Here is a 16,202-nt window from a genome sequence, read left to right as displayed (position 1 = left end):
GGACACGGACGAGGGGCCCGATGCCGTGGCGTCGGACCCCTCGTGAGCTGCCGCGAGGACGCGGCGGGCCGGTGGTCAGCCGATGAGCCCCTTCGACGTGAGGTAGTCCTTGGCGATGGTCGCCGACGACTCCTTGTCCGTCTGGCTCCGCGAGTTGAGCTCCTGCAGGTCGCTCGGCGTGAGGGCCTGGTCGACCGCGTCGATGATCGCCTGGGCGTCGTCGTCGACCTTGTCGGAGACGATCGGCACCACGTTCTGCGGCAGGATCAGGTTCTCCGGGTCGTCGAGGGTGACGAGGTCGTTCTCGGTGATGAGCGGGCTGGCCGTGTAGATGTCGGCGAGCTGGACGTCGCCCGAGACGAGGGCCTTGACCGTGAGCGGTCCGCCGCCGTCGTCGATCGGGGTCGACGTGACGTCGACGCCGTAGACGCTCTTCAGCCCGGGAGGGCCGTAGGGACGCTCGGCGTTCTCGGGCGGGGCGCCGAGGGCGAGCGTGCCGGAGTAGTCCTTGAGGTCGGCGAGGCTCGTGATGCCGTTCGACTCCGAGAACTCCTTGGTCACGTTGTAGCTGTCCTGGTCGGACGCCTCGGAGGCGGCGAGGGCGGTCAGGCCGTCGGGCAGGGCTGCCTCGAGGGCGGTCTGCACCTCCTCCGGCGACTTGGCCGTGGACTCCTTGTCGTAGAACTGCAGGAGGTTGCCGGTGTACTCGGGGAAGACGTCGATCGCGCCCGACTCGAGCTCGGGCAGGTAGACCTCCCGCTGGCCGATCTGGTACTCGCGCTGGACGTCGTAGCCGCCGTCCTCGAGGGCCTGGGCGTACAGCTCGGCGATGATCTCGTTCGAGTAGTACTGCTGCGAGCCGATGACGAGCGTGTCGGACGAGGCGGCCGAGGAGTCGTCTCCCCCGTCGCTCAGCGGGTCGCTCGACGCGCACCCTGCCAGGGCCACCATGGCCCCGATCGCGACTGCACCGAGAACGGTGAGCCGGCCTTTCTTCGCTGTGTTGATCACTGTGTTCCTTCCTGGAGGGATGTTGCCTTCGCCGCGGACGACCGTCTGGTCGTGACGCGGGTGTCGGTGGGTCGTCCGGCCGTGACGCCGGCGGGGACGACGAGTCGCTGGGCGATCGAGAAGACGATCTCGAGCAGCACCGCGAGCAGGATCACGAGGATCGAGCCGGCGAGCATCTGCGTGTAGTCGTTCGATCGCAGGCCGCGGAAGAGGTAGATGCCGAGGCCGCCCGACCCCACGACGGAGGCGATGGTCGCGGTGGCCACGACCTGGAGCGTCGCCGAGCGGATGCCGCCGATGAGCAGCGGCAGGCCGAGGGGCGCCTCGACGCGCGTGACGATCTGCCACTCGGTCATGCCGACGGCGCGGGCGGCGTCGACCGTCGCCCGGTCGACGGCCTCGAAGCCCGAGTAGGCCCCGGCGAGCACCGAGGGGACGGCGAGGATGACGAAGGTGATCATCGGCGCGGTGATGCCGATGCCGAGGAGCAGCGCGAGGAGGAACACGAGGCCCACGGTCGGCAGGGCGCGGGCGCCGCCGGTGACGGCGACGGCGAAGCTGCGCCCTCTGCCCGTGTGGCCGATCAGCCAGCCGATCGGGATCGCGATGACCGAGGCGATGACGACGGCGACCAGCGTGTAGGCGAGGTGCTCTCCGATGCGGGTCGGGATGCCGTCCGGGCCGGTCAGGTGGACCGGGTCGCCGATCCAGGCGAAGGCGTCGAGGAAGAGGTTCACGGCGCGGCCACCACCTCTCGGGTGCTCGCCTTGGCGGCGCGTCGTCCGGAACGGGTGGTCGTCCACGGCATGAGGGCCCTCCCGAGCAGCACGAGCAGGCCGTCGAGCACGAGGGCCATCGCGATGGTGATGACGATGCCGGCGACGATCTCGGCGAGGATGTCGCGTTGGAAGCCGTCGTTGAACAGCAGGCCGAGGCCGTTGATGCCGAGGATGCCGCCTACCGTGACGAGGCTGACCGTGCTGACGACGACCACGCGCAGGCCGGCCAGCAGCACCGGGCCGGCGAGCGGGATCTCGACCCGCCAGAACCGCTGCCACGGCGAGTAGCCGATCGCCGTCGCGGACTGCCGCACGTCGGCCTCGACCGACTGGAGGCCGTCGGCGACCGACCGCACCATGAGCGCGACGCCGTAGAGCGTCAGGCCGACGATGATGTTGGTGTCGCTGCGGATCGGGTAGCCGATGATGCCCGGCAGGATGACCAGCAGGGCGAACGACGGAACGGCGTAGAACAGGCCGGCCACGGTGAGCACGACGCCGCGGATCGGGGCGTACCGGTAGGCCAGCCAGCCGATGGGCAGCGAGATGACGAAGGCGAGGACGATCGGAGGCACGCTGAGGCCGAGGTGCACCAGCGTCTTGTCCCAGATGTAGTCGGCGTTCGACCAGACCCAGTTCACGACGCTCGCCCACCCTGCGCCGGGGCACCCGGCGCCGCGACGGCACCGGCCTCTGCGTCGGGGACCCTGACCGGCCCGGTGAGCACGCCCGTGGTCCGGCCGTCGTCGTCGACGACGACCTGGCCGGTGGCGGTCTGCTGGATGTGGAGGGCACGCTTGCCGCGCTTCGAGCCGACGAAGTCGGCGACGAAGTCGCTCGCGGGGTCGGAGAGGATCTCGGCCGGGCTGCCCTGCTGGGCGATCCGGCCGCCCTTCTCGAGGATCACGACCTGGTCGCCGAGGTAGAAGGCCTCGTCGATGTCGTGGGTCACGAAGACGACGGTCTTGTCGAGCTCGCGCTGGAGGCGGATCAGCTCCTGCTGCAGGTCGGAGCGGACGAGCGGGTCGACGGCGCCGAAGGGCTCGTCCATGAGGAGGATGTTCGGGTCGACGGCGAGTCCGCGGGCTACGCCGACCCGCTGCTGCTGGCCGCCCGAGAGCTGGCTCGGGTAGCGCTGGCCGAGGGAGCGGTCGAGTCCGACGGTGTCCATGAGCTCGAGGGCCCGGTCGCGCGCCTCCTTCTTGCCGACGCCCTTCAGCACCGGCACGGTCGCGATGTTGTCGACGACCTTGCGGTGCGGCAGCAGGCCGGAGTTCTGCATGACGTAGCCGATGCTGCGACGGAGCGCGACGGGCTCGAGGTCGCCGATGGGCTTGCCGTCGATCTCGATGACCCCCGAGCTCGGGTCGACCATGCGGTTGATCATGCGGAGGATGGTGGTCTTGCCGCAGCCGCTGGACCCGACGAACACCGTGGTCTTGCGGGAGGGGATGATCAGGCTGAAGTCGTCGACGGCGCGAGTGCCGTCCGGGTACTGCTTGGACACCGAGCGGAACTCGATCATGGGTGGCTCATTCCTCGTGGGCAGCACGAATCGACACTTGCCAGGAGGTTCACCCAACCACAGTTCCCCTCGACGGGTCACGTCGCGTGACGCGTCGAGTCGCCTGGCGGCTAGCCGACCGTGAGCACCGGTTCGAGGTAGCTCGTGACGACGCGGCGGCACTCTTCCACGAAGCGCTCGTCGCCCCGGCCGCCGGCGACGAAGGCGCGCGCGAGCAGCCCGTTGCCGATCTCGACGACGACCTGCACGGCGAGCTCGGTGCGCTCGTCGGCCACGACGTCGAAGCGCTCGACGAGCAGCCGGAGGACGCTGTCGGCGAGCGGGCTCGACACCGGGGCCTGCTGAGGCGCGCCCAGGTCGGGGACGTCGCCGAAGCGGATCGCCCGGAAGCCGGGCTCGGTGCGGTACATCTCGACCTTGGCGTCCACCACGAGATCGACCGCCTGGCGCCAGTCGGTGACGTCGTCGTGCGAGACCGCTTCGACGACCCGGGCCGTCAGCCGCTGCATGCAGCGGAGGGCCAGGGCGTCGACCACGGCGATGCGGTCGGGGAAGTAGCGGTAGACGGTGCCGATCGAGGCGCCGGCCCGCTCGGCGACCATGGCGGTGGTGAGCCGCTCGTAGCCGATCTCGTCGATGATCGACGCCGCGGCGTCGAGCAGCCCCGTGAGGCGCGCAGAGCTCCGAGCCTGGACCGGCTCGTTCCTGAGCAGTGACGATCCCCCGGGCAGTGCTTCATTGACGTCGGTGACGAGCAACGTTCCTCCTAAGTGCGGTGCCGCGGCGGGTGCCGGGCGCGGTGCTGGACGTCGGGGCCGCCGCGGCGCGACGGGCGCGGACGCGGTCGAGGCGCGTCCGCGCCGGGCGCTCCGCTGGGGGCGCCGTCGACCGATGTGGGCCGCTGTCGGTCGCTGCCGGGAGAATGGACGCATGTGCGGACGATTCGTGATGGCGCGCGCCTCCAGCGACCTGGTGGCCCTGTTCGACGTTGATGTATCAGGAGACACTCTCCCAGACCCTTCCTGGAATATCGCCCCGACGAACGCCGTGTCGCTCCTCGTCGACGCGGCGCCCCGCGGCGACGACGCGGGCGGCCCCCCGGTGCGCCGTCTGGCGTCGGCGCGGTGGGGCCTCGTGCCCGCCGCCTCGGAGGGCCCGGCCGGCCCGCCCCTGACCACGGCCCGGGTCGAGTCGGCGGCCGACGAGCCGGCCTTCGCCGAGGCCGTCGCGACGCGGCGGGGACTCGTGCCGGCGACGGGCTGGTACGAGCAGCAGCTGCTGCCCGACGGCCGCCGTCGCCCCGTCCTCGTGCGGCTGCCCGACGACGAGGTCATGCTGCTCGGCGCGCTCTACGAGTGGTGGCGCGACCCTCGGGCGGCCGTGGGCTCGCCGTCGCGGTGGCTGCTGTCGACGACGCTGCTGACCCGCGCCTCCTCGGGTCCGGCGGCGGAGGTCGCCGGGCGCATGCCGATGCTCGTCGGCACCGACGTGATGGACGACTGGCTCGACCCCGAGACCGAGGGCGACGCCGACCTCCTCGAGGGCGTCGCGTCGCTCGTCGACGAGCCCGCCGGGCGCCTGCTCGTGCACGAGGTGTCGCCCGAGGTCGCCGACGCGTCGGTGGACCACCCCGGCCTGGTCGACCCCGTGGGAGGATGACGGAATGCCCGAGACCCGCAAGGCACCCCCGGCCGCCGTCGAGCCGCTGCTGCACCGGGCCGCCCGCGTCGAGAACCAGATCCACCGCTTCCGCGAGAAGCGCGCCCGCAAGCGGGGCCTCCTGCCGACGATCGTGCCCTACACCGGCTACGGGTCGACGCGCTGGGTGCGCGTGCTCTCGCGCGTGCTGCTCACCCGCACCGGCAGCCTGGAGGGCACCGACCGGCTCAACGTCCGCGGCTGGCGCAGCTTCACCAGCGTGCCGGTCGAGGGCGCCGTCGTCGAGGTCGCCATCGGCGGGCGCACCCACCGCGTCAGCACCGATCGGGGCGGCGTGCTCGACGTGCGCATCGACGTCGACCTGTCGCCGGGGTGGCACGTCGCCACGCTGAGCACCGAGGGCTCGCCGCCCGTCGACGCCCCCCTCCTCGTCATCGACCCGGAGGCGCGGTTCGGCATCGTGTCGGACATCGACGACACCGTCATGGTCACCTCCCTGCCCCGCCCGTTCCTCGCCGCGTGGAACACGTTCGTCCTGAACGAGCACGCCCGCCGGCCCGTGCCCGGCATGGCCGTCATGTACGAGCGCCTGCACTCCGCGGCGAGCGCGTGCCCGGTCGTGTACCTGTCGACCGGCGCCTGGAACGTGGCGCCGACGCTGTCGCGCTTCCTCTCGCGCAACCTGTACCCGAGCGGCCCGCTGCTGCTCACCGACTGGGGCCCGACGCACGACCGCTGGTTCCGCAGCGGGCGGCTGCACAAGCAGACCTCGCTCGACCGCCTGGCGGAGGAGTTCCCGCGGATGCGCTGGCTGCTGGTGGGCGACGACGGCCAGCACGACGAGGAGCTGTACGGTCGGTTCCTCCGTGACCACCGCGAGAACGTGGCGGCGGTCGCGATCCGGCAGCTGTCCCCCAGCGAGGCCGTGCTGGCGGGCGGGCGCTCGCGGGCCGAGCACGCCGAGGGCAGCGACGTGGCGTGGGTCTCCGCCCCCGACGGAGCGGGCCTGTGGGACCAGCTGCGCTGGTCGGGAGCGGTGCCGGTCGACGCGGAGCGCGACCTCTGATGCAGGGATTTCCCCGTACAGGGGCCTGACGACGCTATGATGACGGGAAGATCAGGTATCGGAGGATCATGACTGATCCGCAGAACGGCGACGCGGCCCGACGCTCCACCGTCGAGTGGGAGGCTCGCATCGGCGAGCAGGTCCGCGCGCGCCGCCTCGACGAGGGGCTCGACCAGATCTCGCTGGCCCGGCTGGCCGACGTCTCGACCAGCACGCTGCAGTCGCTCGAGAACGGGCGCGGCAGCACCCTCCGCACCCTCGTGCGCGTCCTCAGGGCGCTGGGCGCCGAGGCCGCGCTCGACACGATCACGCCGACCAGCACCGTCAGCCCCCTCGACCTCTTCCGGGCGACGGCGACGTCGCCGCGGCGGCGCGTCTACCGCGCCCGCGGCTCGCGCACGGCCCGGGGCGTGCGGGACGCCTCGCAGCGCGGCGGGCCCCGACGTCCGGGCGCGGGCGACGGCGACGGTCCAGGCCCCGGGCCGGTCACCGACGACGGCCAGGGCGCCGGGCCGCGATGAGCTGGGTGCCGGTCCGGGCGGTCGAGGTCAGCGCGTGGGGCCTGCGCGTCGGAGCCGTCGCGTACGACCCGGGCGTCGGCGCCCACGTCTTCGAGTACCACCCCGACTGGGTCGAGCGCGGCGTCGAGCTGGCCCCCCTGACGATGCCGATCCGCACCCGGCGGCACGTCTTCCCGCAGCTGCCGCGCGAGACCTTCCACGGCCTGCCCGCCGTCCTCGCCGACTCGCTGCCCGACGACTTCGGCAACGCCGTCATCGACGCGTGGCTGGCGCGCCAGGGCGTCCGGCGCGCGTCGGCGACCCCGCTCGACCGGCTCGCGTACATGGCCGACCGCGCGATGGGGGCGCTCGAGTTCCGCCCCTCGCGCGGCCCCCGGCAGCGGACCACGAGCGCCGTCGAGCTGAGCGCGCTCGTCGAGGGCGCCCGCAGCGTGCTCGACGCGAGCTTCTCGGACGACCGCGAGACCGAGTCGGCCATCCGCTCGCTCATCCAGGTGGGCACGTCGGCCGGCGGCGCCCGCGCCAAGGCGGTCGTCGCGTGGCACCCCGGCACGGGCGAGGTGCGCTCGGGCCAGCTCGACGCGCCCGAGGGGTTCGAGCACTGGCTGCTGAAGCTCGACGGGCTGGGCGGCGACCGCGAGCTCGGCTCGGGGTCGGCGACGGGCCGCGTGGAGTACGCCTACTCGCTGATGGCCCGGGCGGCGGGCGTCGAGATCAGCGAGTGCCGCCTCCTCGAGGAGGGCGGCCGGGCCCACTTCATGACGCGCCGCTTCGACCGGCCCGCCGGGGGCGGCAAGGTGCACACGACGACGCTCTGCGGCACGGCCCACCTCGACTACCGGCAGCGCCAGGCGCACGACTACGGCCAGCTGCTCGAGACGGTCGACCGTCTCGGGCTCGGGCCGGAGGCCCGCGCGGAGGCCTTCCGCCGCATGGTGTTCAACGTGCTGGCCGCCAACAACGACGACCACACGAAGAACGCCTCGTTCCTGCTGCGCTCCCCGGGGGCGTCGTGGGAGCTCGCCCCGGCGTACGACCTGACCTACGCCCACAACCCCGAGGGACGGTGGACCTACCAGCACCTGATGGGGGTCGACGGGGTCTTCCACGACGTGCGGCGCGACGACGTCATGCGCCTCGCCGACCGCTTCCTCGTGCCGGGGGCGGCCGCCGTCGTCGACGAGGTGCGCGAGGCCGTCGAGGGCTGGCGCGGGCACGCCGACGAGGCCGGGGTGCCGGACGACGTCGCCCGCCACGTCGAGGACGACCTGCCCCGCTGGTGACCCGGCGCGGGTCGGCCGGCGCCCGGACGGCGCGATGTCGGGGGCTCTGCCTACACTCTGTTCGAACACACTTTCGAACGAGTGGAGGAGGCACGATGAGGGTCGACGAACAAGTGCCGGTCGAGACGACCGAAGGCGGGGCGCCCCTGCGCTTCGTCTGGCGCGGCGTCGTCTACGGCGTGGTGAGCTCGCCCGAGCGGTGGATGACCCGGCGCGAGTGGTGGCGGTCGGCGCAGCGCGCGCCGCGGGGCGCCGGCGAGGGGCTCGTCGAGATGCCCGTCTGGCGGGTCGACGCCTTGCCGCTCACCGACGGCGCGCACCGGGTCGACGGCACCTTCGACCTCGCGCTCGACCCCGCGGGCGACACCTGGCTGCTGCTCGGGGTGTTCGACGACCGGGTCGAGCAGCAGCTCTTCGCCTGAGCCGCGACCGATCGGGAATGCCCGAGGTGCCACACTCGTTCGGACGACCGGTGGATGCCTCCCGCCGATCCGCGACGCCGCGTGGCGTCCGCCCGACCCAGGAGGAACGCCCGCATGACCGCCATCCGATGGCTCTTCGACGCCCAGCTGGTCATCGGCGACCAGACCGTCCTCTGGCGCGAGATCGTCGGCAACGTCTTCGGCCTGCTCAGCGCCCTCGGCGGGATGCGCCGCAAGGTCTGGGCGTGGCCGGTGGGCATCGTCGGCAACGCGCTCCTCTTCACGGTCTTCCTCGGGGCGGTCTTCCAGACCCCGAACCCGGTCAACCTGCTCGGCCAGGCGGGCCGCCAGGTCATGTTCATCGTCGTCTCGGTCTACGGCTGGCACCGCTGGCGGCAGGCCCGCGGGGGCGACGCCGGATCGGCCGTCGAGCCGCGCTGGGCCGGCGCGAGGGCCCGCGTCTTCCTCGTCGTCGCCCTCGTCGGGGGCACCGCGGTCCTCACGCCGGTCTTCCGCGCACTCGGTTCGTACGAGCCCGTGTGGGCCGACGCCTGGATCTTCACGGGCTCGCTGCTCGCCACCTACGGCATGGCCAAGGGCTGGGTCGAGTTCTGGCTGATCTGGGTCGCCGTCGACCTCGTGGGCACGCCGTTGCTGTTCAGCGCCGGCTACTACGCCTCCGGCCTCATGTACGTCTTCTACGGCGCCTTCACCCTGGTCGGCTTCTTCGTCTGGGCCCGCGCCCGTCGTCGGAAGCCGCTCGTCGAGACCCGGTGGCCGGACCCGACGCTCCAGCGCCCCTGAGCCTCGCGGGGCACGCGCACGGGCGGCGCTGGCAGGATGACCGCATGCCCCTCCCCCTCGAGAACTACGCCCTGGTCGGCGACCTGCACACGGGGTGCCTCGTCGGCACGGACGGCAGCGTCGACTGGCTCTGCTTCCCGCGCTTCGACTCCGCCTCGATGTTCGGCGCCCTGCTCGGCGACCGCGACCACGGCCGCTGGCTGGTCGCCCCCGTCGACGCCGAGGCGACCTCGACGCGCCGCTACCTCGACGACACGTTCGTGCTCGTCACCCGATGGACGACGTCGACGGGAGTCGTCGAGGTCACCGACCTCATGCCGATCGGCGACCGCCGGGCCGACCTGGTCCGCCGCGTCACGGGCGTCGAGGGCACCGTGACCCTGCACGAGGACCTCCGCATCCGCTTCGGCTACTCCACCGCCCTGCCCTGGGTGCGCCAACTGCCCGACGGCGACGACGTCGCCCTGGTCGCGACGGCCGGGCCCGACGCCGTCGTCGTCCGCGGACCGCACCTCACCGCGGCCGACCACACCCACGCCGCCCGGTTCGACGTCGCCGCCGGCGAGACCGTCGACATGACCCTCACGTGGTACCCGTCGCACCGCGAGCCCCCGACCCCGATCGACGTCGACGAGCGCCTCGCCCAGACGACGGCGTGGTGGCAGGACTGGGCCAGCCGGTGCGAGGTCACGGGCGCCTGGTCGGCCGAGGTGCGACGCTCGCTGCTGATCCTGCGGGCCCTGACCAACGAGGACACGGGCGGCATCGTGGCCGCGGCCACGACGAGCCTGCCCGAGCAGCTCGGCGGGTCGCGCAACTGGGACTACCGCTACGTGTGGCTCCGCGACGCGTCGATGACGCTGCAGGCGCTGATCCTGCACGGCTTCGCCGAGGAGGCCGAGCAGTGGCGCGGCTGGCTGCTGCGCGCCATCGCGGGCGACCCCGCCGACGTGCAGATCATGTACGGCCTGGCCGGCGAGCGCCTCCTGCTCGAGAGAGAGGTCGCCGAGCTGCCCGGCTACGAGGGCGCCTCGCCCGTGCGGGTGGGCAACGCGGCCTTCACGCAGTACCAGGGCGACGTCTTCGGCGAGGTGATGGTCGCGCTGCACGAGGCCCGGCTGCTCGGAGTCGCCGAGAGCGAGTACTCGTGGCCCCTCCAGCGGGCGCTGATGCAGTACGTCGAAGACAACTGGGACCGCCCCGACAACGGCATCTGGGAGATCCGCGGCGAGCTGCAGCACTTCACGCACTCCCGCGTCATGGTGTGGGCCGCGCTCGACCGCGCCGTCGCCGGCGTCGAGCAGTTCGGCCTCGAGGGTCCCGTCGAGCGCTGGCGCCGGCTGCGCGACGAGGTGCGGGCCGAGATCGAGCGCGAGGGCTGGGACCCGACGCGGGGCACGTACACCCAGCACTACGGCTCGACCGAGGTCGACGCGTCGCTGCTCCAGATGGCGCAGGTCGGCTTCGTCGCCCCGGACGACCCGCGGATGACCGGCACCGTCGCGGCCATCGAGCACGACCTGCTGCACGACGGCCTGCTGCTGCGCTACCGCACCGAGTCGGGCGTCGACGGGCTCGCCGGCGGCGAGAACCCCTTCCTCACCTGCTCGTTCTGGCTCGTGGAGCAGTACGCGCGGTCCGGCCGCCTCGACGACGCGACAGCCCTCATGGACCGCCTCGTCGGGTACGCGAACGACGTCGGCATGCTCTCCGAGGAGGTCGAGGTCGCCACCGGCCGTCACGTCGGCAACACCCCCCAGGCGCTGTCGCACCTCGCGCTGGTGCGCGCCGCGGACGCGATCTCGGGGGCCCGGGAGGCGAGCCGCGAGGCGGAGCCGGCCCGCGCCTCCGCGTCCTGACCGTCGCGGACGCGACGGAGGCCGCCCCGCACGAGCGGGACGGCCTCCGTCGGTCACGGGCGACGCGGGATCAGGCGGGCCAGTCCGACGGGCCGGTCGAGCCGGCGGCGTAGGTGTCGAGCGGCACGCGGTCGTCGTGCCAGGCCTCGAGCACCGGCGCGACGATCGCCCAGCAGCGCTCGGCCACGTCGCCGCGGATCGACAGCGTGGGGTCGTCGTGGAAGATGCCGCTGAGCACCTCGCCGTAGGGGGTCAGCTCGGGCTTGCCCAGGGTGACCTGGAAGGTCGACTTCTCGAGGTCGAAGGGGTTGCCCTGGCCGTTCGTCGTCACGCCGAGCTCCATCGTCTCGGGGCTGATCTCGATGCGGAGCGTGTCGGGGCTCGACGAGCCGTTGAGGCCCTCGGGCAGCGCGGGGACGGGCTTGAAGGTGATGAGCACCTCCTTGCGGATCTTCGTCATGCCCTTGCCGGAGCGCAGGATGAACGGCACGCCGGCCCAGCGACGGGTCTTGACCTCGAACTCGACCTCGGCGAGGGTCTCTGTCTGGCGCTCGGCGTCGACGCCCTCCTCGTCGGAGTACGAGGGGATCTCCTTGCCCTCGATGGTGCCGGCCGTGTACTGCGCGCGGCGGCTGGAGGCGACGGGGTCGCCGCCCTTGACCCAGGTGGCGCGGAGGACGCGGGCGATCTCGCTGCGGAGCTCGACCGAGTCGATGCTCGAGGGGGCGTCCATCGCGATGACGGCGAGCACCTGCAGCAGGTGGCTCTGGATCATGTCGATGAGGGCGCCGGCCTTGTCGTAGTACTGCGCGCGGCCCTCGAGGCCGAGCACCTCGTCGTAGAAGATCTCGACCTTCTCGATGTTCTCGCTGTTCCACACCGGCTCGAAGAGGCGGTTGGCGAAGCGCAGGCCGATCATGTTGAGCACGGTGGCGCGGCCGAGGAAGTGGTCGGTGCGGTGGATGCGCTCCTCCGGGACGATCTTCAGCAGCTCGGCGTTGAGCTCGCGGGCGCTCTCCTCGTCGGAGCCGAAGGGCTTCTCGAGGGCGAGGCGGAGGCCGTCGGGCAGGTCGATCTCGGCGAGCGCCTGGATCACCTTGGTGCTGATCGCCGGGGGCAGGGCGAAGTACATGACCGGGGTGCCCTCGGAGGCCTCGAAGAGGGCCTTCAGGTGCTCGACCGTGGTGGGGTCGCCCTGCAGGTACCGGCTGGAGGCGATGGTCTTCTTGGCGAGGTCGCTGCCGGCGTCGCCGTTGAACGCCGTGGCCACGACGTCGGCCCACTCGTCGGGGGTGCGCTCGCTGCGGCCGGTGCCGATGAGCTGGACGTCGACGCCGCGGTCGCTCTTCAGCAGGCTGGCGAGGCCGGGCAGCAGGAGGCGCTCGGTGAGGTCGCCCGAGGCTCCGAGGATGATGAGGGTGGTCGTTTCTGTCACTGTGCGGCTTTCGTGAGGGCGGCGGGGACCGTCACCGGGTCGGTGGGGGGAGGCTGCGGAGTCGACGTCGGGCGCGCTCCGGCCGGTGGGGGCCGACGTCACGGGGGCACGGGCGAGCGTCTCGGCCACGGTGCCTCGTCCACGGTACTGCGCCGGGGCCGTCCGCGGCGTCAGGTTCGCCGCCCGCGGACGACGCAGCGCGCCGACGAGCACGTACACTGGTCGAACACACGTTCGAACCGACCCGGCCGGGGGGTCCGACACGGAGCACGACCATGCGTTTCACCCACCTGCACGTGGCCTCGGCGTTCAGCGCCCACTACGGCACGACGCAGCCCGTCGACCTGGTGAATCGAGCCGCGGGCGAGGGGGCCGACGCCCTCGCGATCACCGACCGCGACGGGCTGTACGGCGCGATCCGCCACGTCGGCGCCTGCCGGGCGGCCGGCATCGACCCGATCGTCGGGGTCGAGCTGGGCTGCGCCGACGACCGGGCCGACGGCGGCGAGGGCGGGGTCCGTGCCGGGGGCGCTGACGAGGGCCGTGCGGGAGGCGCGGGTGCGGCAGGCGCCGGAGCCCGCGCCTCCGTTCCCCCCGTCGACCGCGTCGTCGTGCTCGCCCACGGCGCCGGCGACGGGCAGGCCGGGGCGGGGTGGGCGGCGCTCTGCCGGCTCATCAGCGCCGCGCACGGCCGGGCGACGAGACGGGTGAGCGGGAGCGCGAACAGCACCGCCACGATCGGTCGGTCGCGCCTCCGGGCGTTCCTCCGGGGCGACGAGGGGGCGTCGGCCACCGTGCTGCTCGGCCCCGACTCCGACGTGGGCCGCCTGGTGCGCGAGGGCCGCCACGCGGCCGCCGCCGCGTCGTTGGCCGACTGGGCCCGCGAGCTGCCGGGCGGGGTCGTCGTCGAGGTCGTCTGCCAGCTGACCGAGCCGGGCGAGAGCCGCAGCGTGCGGCACGCGGCACGCATGCTCGAGCTGGCCGAGCACGCCGGGGTGCCGGCGGTGCTGACGAACGCGGTGCGCTACCTCGACCCCGACGGCGCCGTCACGGCCGACGTGCTCGACTCGGCCGGGCACCTCGCGCCGCTCGGGGCCTTCACCCCGCAGCCGAACGCGCAGGCCTACCTGAAAGACGGAGACGAGATGCGCGCCCTCGCGCACCTGGTCGCCGACGCCTCGTCGCTGTCGCGCCGCGCCGCGGAGGAGATGCTCGCGGCGACCGAGCGGCTCGCCGACCGGTGCCGCCTCGACCCCGACGCCGACCTGCGCTGGCGACGGGCCAAGGTGCCCGAGCTCAGCGCGATCGGGGTCGACGGCGACCCCGACCAGGTGCTCTTCCGCCGGGCGGAGGCCGGGGTCACCGAGCGGTTCGGCCACGCCGACCAGGCCCTCCGCCGCACCGTGGAGGACCGCATGCGCTACGAGCTCGGCATCATCACGGGCTTCGGCTTCGCGAGCTACTTCCTCACCGTGGCCGACGTGTCGGCGCTCATGCGCGACATGCGGGTGCGGAACGCCGCGCGCGGCTCGGGCGCGGGCAGCCTCGTCACCTACCTGCTGCGCATCTCGAACGTCGACCCCGTCGAGCACGACCTGCTCTTCGAGCGGTTCCTCGGCAACAAGCGCGAGACGCTGCCCGACATCGACATCGACGTCGAGTCCGCCCGGCGGCACGAGATCTACCGGGCGATCTTCGACCGCTACGGCAGCAACCGCGTCACCCTCATGTCGATGCAGTCGACCTACCGGGGCCGGGGCGCCGTCCGCGACGCCGGGCAGGCGCTCGGCCTCGACGACGAGCAGATCGACCTCGTGGCGAACAACGTGTGGCGCTCCAACGCCCGCGACCTCCGCACCGCCATGGCCGAGAAGCCCGAGCTCCGCGCCATCGCCGACCTCGCGCGCCAGAACGGGCAGATCGACCTCCTCGTCGACCTCACCGAGCGGCTCGACCGGCTGCCGCGGCACATCTCGATGCACCCGTGCGGGGTGATCCTCGGCGACTCCGACCTGCTCAGCACCACCCCCGTGCAGCCGAGCGGCATGGGCCTGCCGATGAGCCAGTTCGACAAGCACGACATGAACGACGCCGGCCTGCTGAAGCTCGACGTGCTGGGGGTCCGCATGCAGAGCTCGATGGCCTACGCCCTCGACGAGATCGAGCGGGTCAACGGCTCGCGCGCCGCGGTCGCGGGGGGCCTGCCGGTCGACGTGCCCTACGTGAACCGCGAGGGTCGTCTCGAGCTCGACGAGATCCCCCACGACGACGAGCCGACGTTCGCCGCGATCCGCACCACGCACACCCTCGGCATGTTCCAGATCGAGAGCCCGGGGCAGCGCGAGCTGATCGGCAAGATGCAGCCCGACCGCTACAGCGACCTCATCGCCGACATCTCGCTCTTCCGCCCCGGGCCCATGAAGGGCAACATGGTCGCCCCCTTCCTCGACACGAAGCACGGCTTCCAGCGGCCCGACTACCTGCACCCGAGCTTCGCGTCGTTCCTCGACGACAGCTACGGCGTCGTCATCTACCACGAGCACGTGCTGCGCATCCTCGCCGCCACGATGGAGGTGACGCTCGCCGAGGCCGACGAGATCCGCCGCCACATGGGCAAGGGCGACGACGACGCGCTCGAGCTCGAGTTCCGGCGGCGCACCCGCGGCAACGTCGACCCCCAGGGCCGGAGGCGCTTCACCGACGCGCAGGTCGACAAGATCTGGGCGGTCCTCAAGGGGTTCGGCTCGTTCGGCTTCTGCAAGGCGCACGGTGCGGCGTTCGCCCTGCCCACCTACCAGACTGCCTGGCTGAAGACGCACTACCCGGCGGAGTTCCTCGCCGGGGTGCTCACCCACGACCCGGGCATGTACCCGAAGCGGCTGCTGCTGACGGAGGCGCGGCGCATGGGGGTGCCCGTGCTGCCGCTCGACGTCAACGCGTCCACCGACGTCTACCGCGTCGAGCGGGTGCGCGCGCCGGCGACCCCCGTCGCGCCGACCCGGCCGGGCGACCTCGGCATCCGCCTCTCGCTCACCGACGTCCACGGGATCACCGACTCCGAGCTCGCGCGCATCGTCGTCAACCGTCCCTACGACTCGATCACCGACTTCTGGCAGCGGGCGACGCCGTCGCGGCGACTCGTCGAGCGGCTCGCGCAGGTGGGGGCGCTCGACTCGCTCGCGGGGCCGGGCCGCACCCGCGGCGACGTGCTGGCCCGGGTGCGGTCGCTGACGCAGCGCACCTCCCGGCCCCGCGCCTCCGACGTCCAGAACCAGCTCGACTTCACGGTCGACGACTCGTCCGAGGTGCCCGTCGGCACGCCCGACGTGAGCCTGCGCGACCGGGTCAGCGACGAGCTCGACATCCTGTCGATGGAGGTCAGCGAGCACGTCGTCGAGAGCTACCGGCCGATGCTCGACGACCTCGGCGTGACGCGGGCGGCCGACCTCCGCGACCACTGGAACGGCACGACCGTGCTCGTCGCCGGCATCCGCATCGCCACGCAGACCCCGCCGATGCGCAGCGGGAAGCGGGTCGTCTTCATCAGCGTCGACGACGGCACCGGCTGCGCCGACGCGACCTTCTTCGAGGAGGCGCAGGCGCGGTCGGGGCCGTTGCTGTTCGGCACGAAGCTGCTGCTGATCCAGGGGCGCACGCGGCGCACCGGCGAGCGCGGCATCTCGCTCGAGGCGGAGGCCGCGTGGGACCTCAAGGCGATGTGGCGCGACTGGCAGGCGAACCGCGCCGCGGCGGGGTCCGGCGAGGCGGGGCGCGAGCTGCCCGACCTCTCGGACGCGTCGGCGTGAGCCGGCCCGCGGCGACCGGCTCACGGACGCGT

At 72.8% G+C, this 16,202-nt stretch carries 14 protein-coding genes; 8 read left to right on the top strand and 6 right to left on the bottom strand.

Going from position 1 to position 16,202, the window contains the following annotated elements; all coding sequences use genetic code 11:
* Window positions 1-75: 75 nt before the first annotated feature.
* The 5 genes from EDF38_RS06130 to EDF38_RS06110 form a co-directional block, all read right to left on the bottom strand.
* A complete protein-coding gene (locus tag EDF38_RS06130; protein ID WP_370275564.1) occupies window positions 76-1,011 on the bottom strand; it encodes a glycine betaine ABC transporter substrate-binding protein in 936 nt (311 codons plus the stop codon).
* A complete protein-coding gene (locus EDF38_RS06125; RefSeq protein ID WP_123354435.1) occupies window positions 1,008-1,748 on the bottom strand; it encodes an ABC transporter permease in 741 nt (246 codons plus the stop codon). Before EDF38_RS06125 ends, EDF38_RS06130 begins: the two co-directional genes overlap by 4 nt.
* Window positions 1,745-2,431 carry an ABC transporter permease gene (locus EDF38_RS06120; protein WP_123354434.1) on the bottom strand — a complete coding sequence of 229 codons (687 nt, stop codon included), beginning with the start codon at window positions 2,429-2,431 and terminating at the stop codon, window positions 1,745-1,747. Before EDF38_RS06120 ends, EDF38_RS06125 begins: the two co-directional genes overlap by 4 nt.
* Complete coding sequence (locus EDF38_RS06115; RefSeq protein WP_123354433.1) at window positions 2,428-3,315, bottom strand: ABC transporter ATP-binding protein; 888 nt, start codon at window positions 3,313-3,315, stop codon at window positions 2,428-2,430. Before EDF38_RS06115 ends, EDF38_RS06120 begins: the two co-directional genes overlap by 4 nt.
* A 110-nt stretch (window positions 3,316-3,425) precedes the next feature.
* Window positions 3,426-4,073 (bottom strand): TetR/AcrR family transcriptional regulator, encoded by a 648-nt coding sequence (locus EDF38_RS06110; RefSeq protein WP_233572278.1) that lies wholly within the window; start codon window positions 4,071-4,073, stop codon window positions 3,426-3,428.
* Window positions 4,074-4,245: 172 nt separating this feature from the next.
* Between EDF38_RS06110 and EDF38_RS06105 the strand changes: the two genes are divergently transcribed.
* The 7 genes from EDF38_RS06105 (at window position 4,246) to EDF38_RS06075 (ending at window position 10,929) form a co-directional block, all read left to right on the top strand.
* Window positions 4,246-4,974, top strand: coding sequence for an SOS response-associated peptidase (locus tag EDF38_RS06105; RefSeq protein ID WP_158613320.1), 729 nt, complete (start codon window positions 4,246-4,248; stop codon window positions 4,972-4,974).
* A gap of 4 nt (window positions 4,975-4,978) precedes the next feature.
* Entirely contained in the window at window positions 4,979-6,040 is a 1,062-nt protein-coding gene (locus EDF38_RS06100; RefSeq protein ID WP_123354431.1) for an App1 family protein, read from the top strand.
* Window positions 6,041-6,108: 68 nt separating this feature from the next.
* Window positions 6,109-6,561 carry a helix-turn-helix domain-containing protein gene (locus EDF38_RS06095; RefSeq protein ID WP_123354430.1) on the top strand — a complete coding sequence of 151 codons (453 nt, stop codon included), beginning with the start codon at window positions 6,109-6,111 and terminating at the stop codon, window positions 6,559-6,561.
* Window positions 6,558-7,844: a type II toxin-antitoxin system HipA family toxin gene (locus EDF38_RS06090; protein WP_123354429.1), complete on the top strand. Its 1,287-nt coding sequence runs from the start codon at window positions 6,558-6,560 to the stop codon at window positions 7,842-7,844. Before EDF38_RS06095 ends, EDF38_RS06090 begins: the two co-directional genes overlap by 4 nt.
* A gap of 95 nt (window positions 7,845-7,939) precedes the next feature.
* Window positions 7,940-8,266: a DUF6504 family protein gene (locus EDF38_RS06085; protein WP_123354428.1), complete on the top strand. Its 327-nt coding sequence runs from the start codon at window positions 7,940-7,942 to the stop codon at window positions 8,264-8,266.
* Between the two features lie 114 nt (window positions 8,267-8,380).
* A complete protein-coding gene (gene pnuC, locus EDF38_RS06080) occupies window positions 8,381-9,070 on the top strand; it encodes a nicotinamide riboside transporter PnuC (RefSeq protein ID WP_123354427.1) in 690 nt (229 codons plus the stop codon).
* Window positions 9,067-10,929: a glycoside hydrolase family 15 protein gene (locus EDF38_RS06075; protein WP_370275616.1), complete on the top strand. Its 1,863-nt coding sequence runs from the start codon at window positions 9,067-9,069 to the stop codon at window positions 10,927-10,929. The genes pnuC and EDF38_RS06075 overlap by 4 nt, the downstream gene beginning before the upstream one ends.
* Before the next feature lie 70 nt (window positions 10,930-10,999).
* On the opposite strand, the gene EDF38_RS06070 is transcribed toward EDF38_RS06075, so the two are convergent.
* On the bottom strand, window positions 11,000-12,364 hold the full coding sequence (locus tag EDF38_RS06070) for a glucose-6-phosphate dehydrogenase (protein ID WP_123355061.1): 1,365 nt from the start codon (window positions 12,362-12,364) through the stop codon (window positions 11,000-11,002).
* 275 nt (window positions 12,365-12,639) lie between these two features.
* Here EDF38_RS06070 and EDF38_RS06065 point away from each other — a divergent pair, with 275 nt between their 5' ends.
* A complete protein-coding gene (locus EDF38_RS06065; protein ID WP_123354425.1) occupies window positions 12,640-16,170 on the top strand; it encodes a DNA polymerase III subunit alpha in 3,531 nt (1,176 codons plus the stop codon).
* The last annotated feature ends 32 nt before the right edge of the window (window positions 16,171-16,202 follow it).

This window comes from Frigoribacterium sp. PhB160, from assembly GCF_003751785.1.
GTDB lineage: Bacteria > Actinomycetota > Actinomycetes > Actinomycetales > Microbacteriaceae > Frigoribacterium.
The sequence above is the reverse complement of the archived record's forward strand: the minus strand, read 5'-3'. Positions and strand labels throughout refer to the sequence as shown.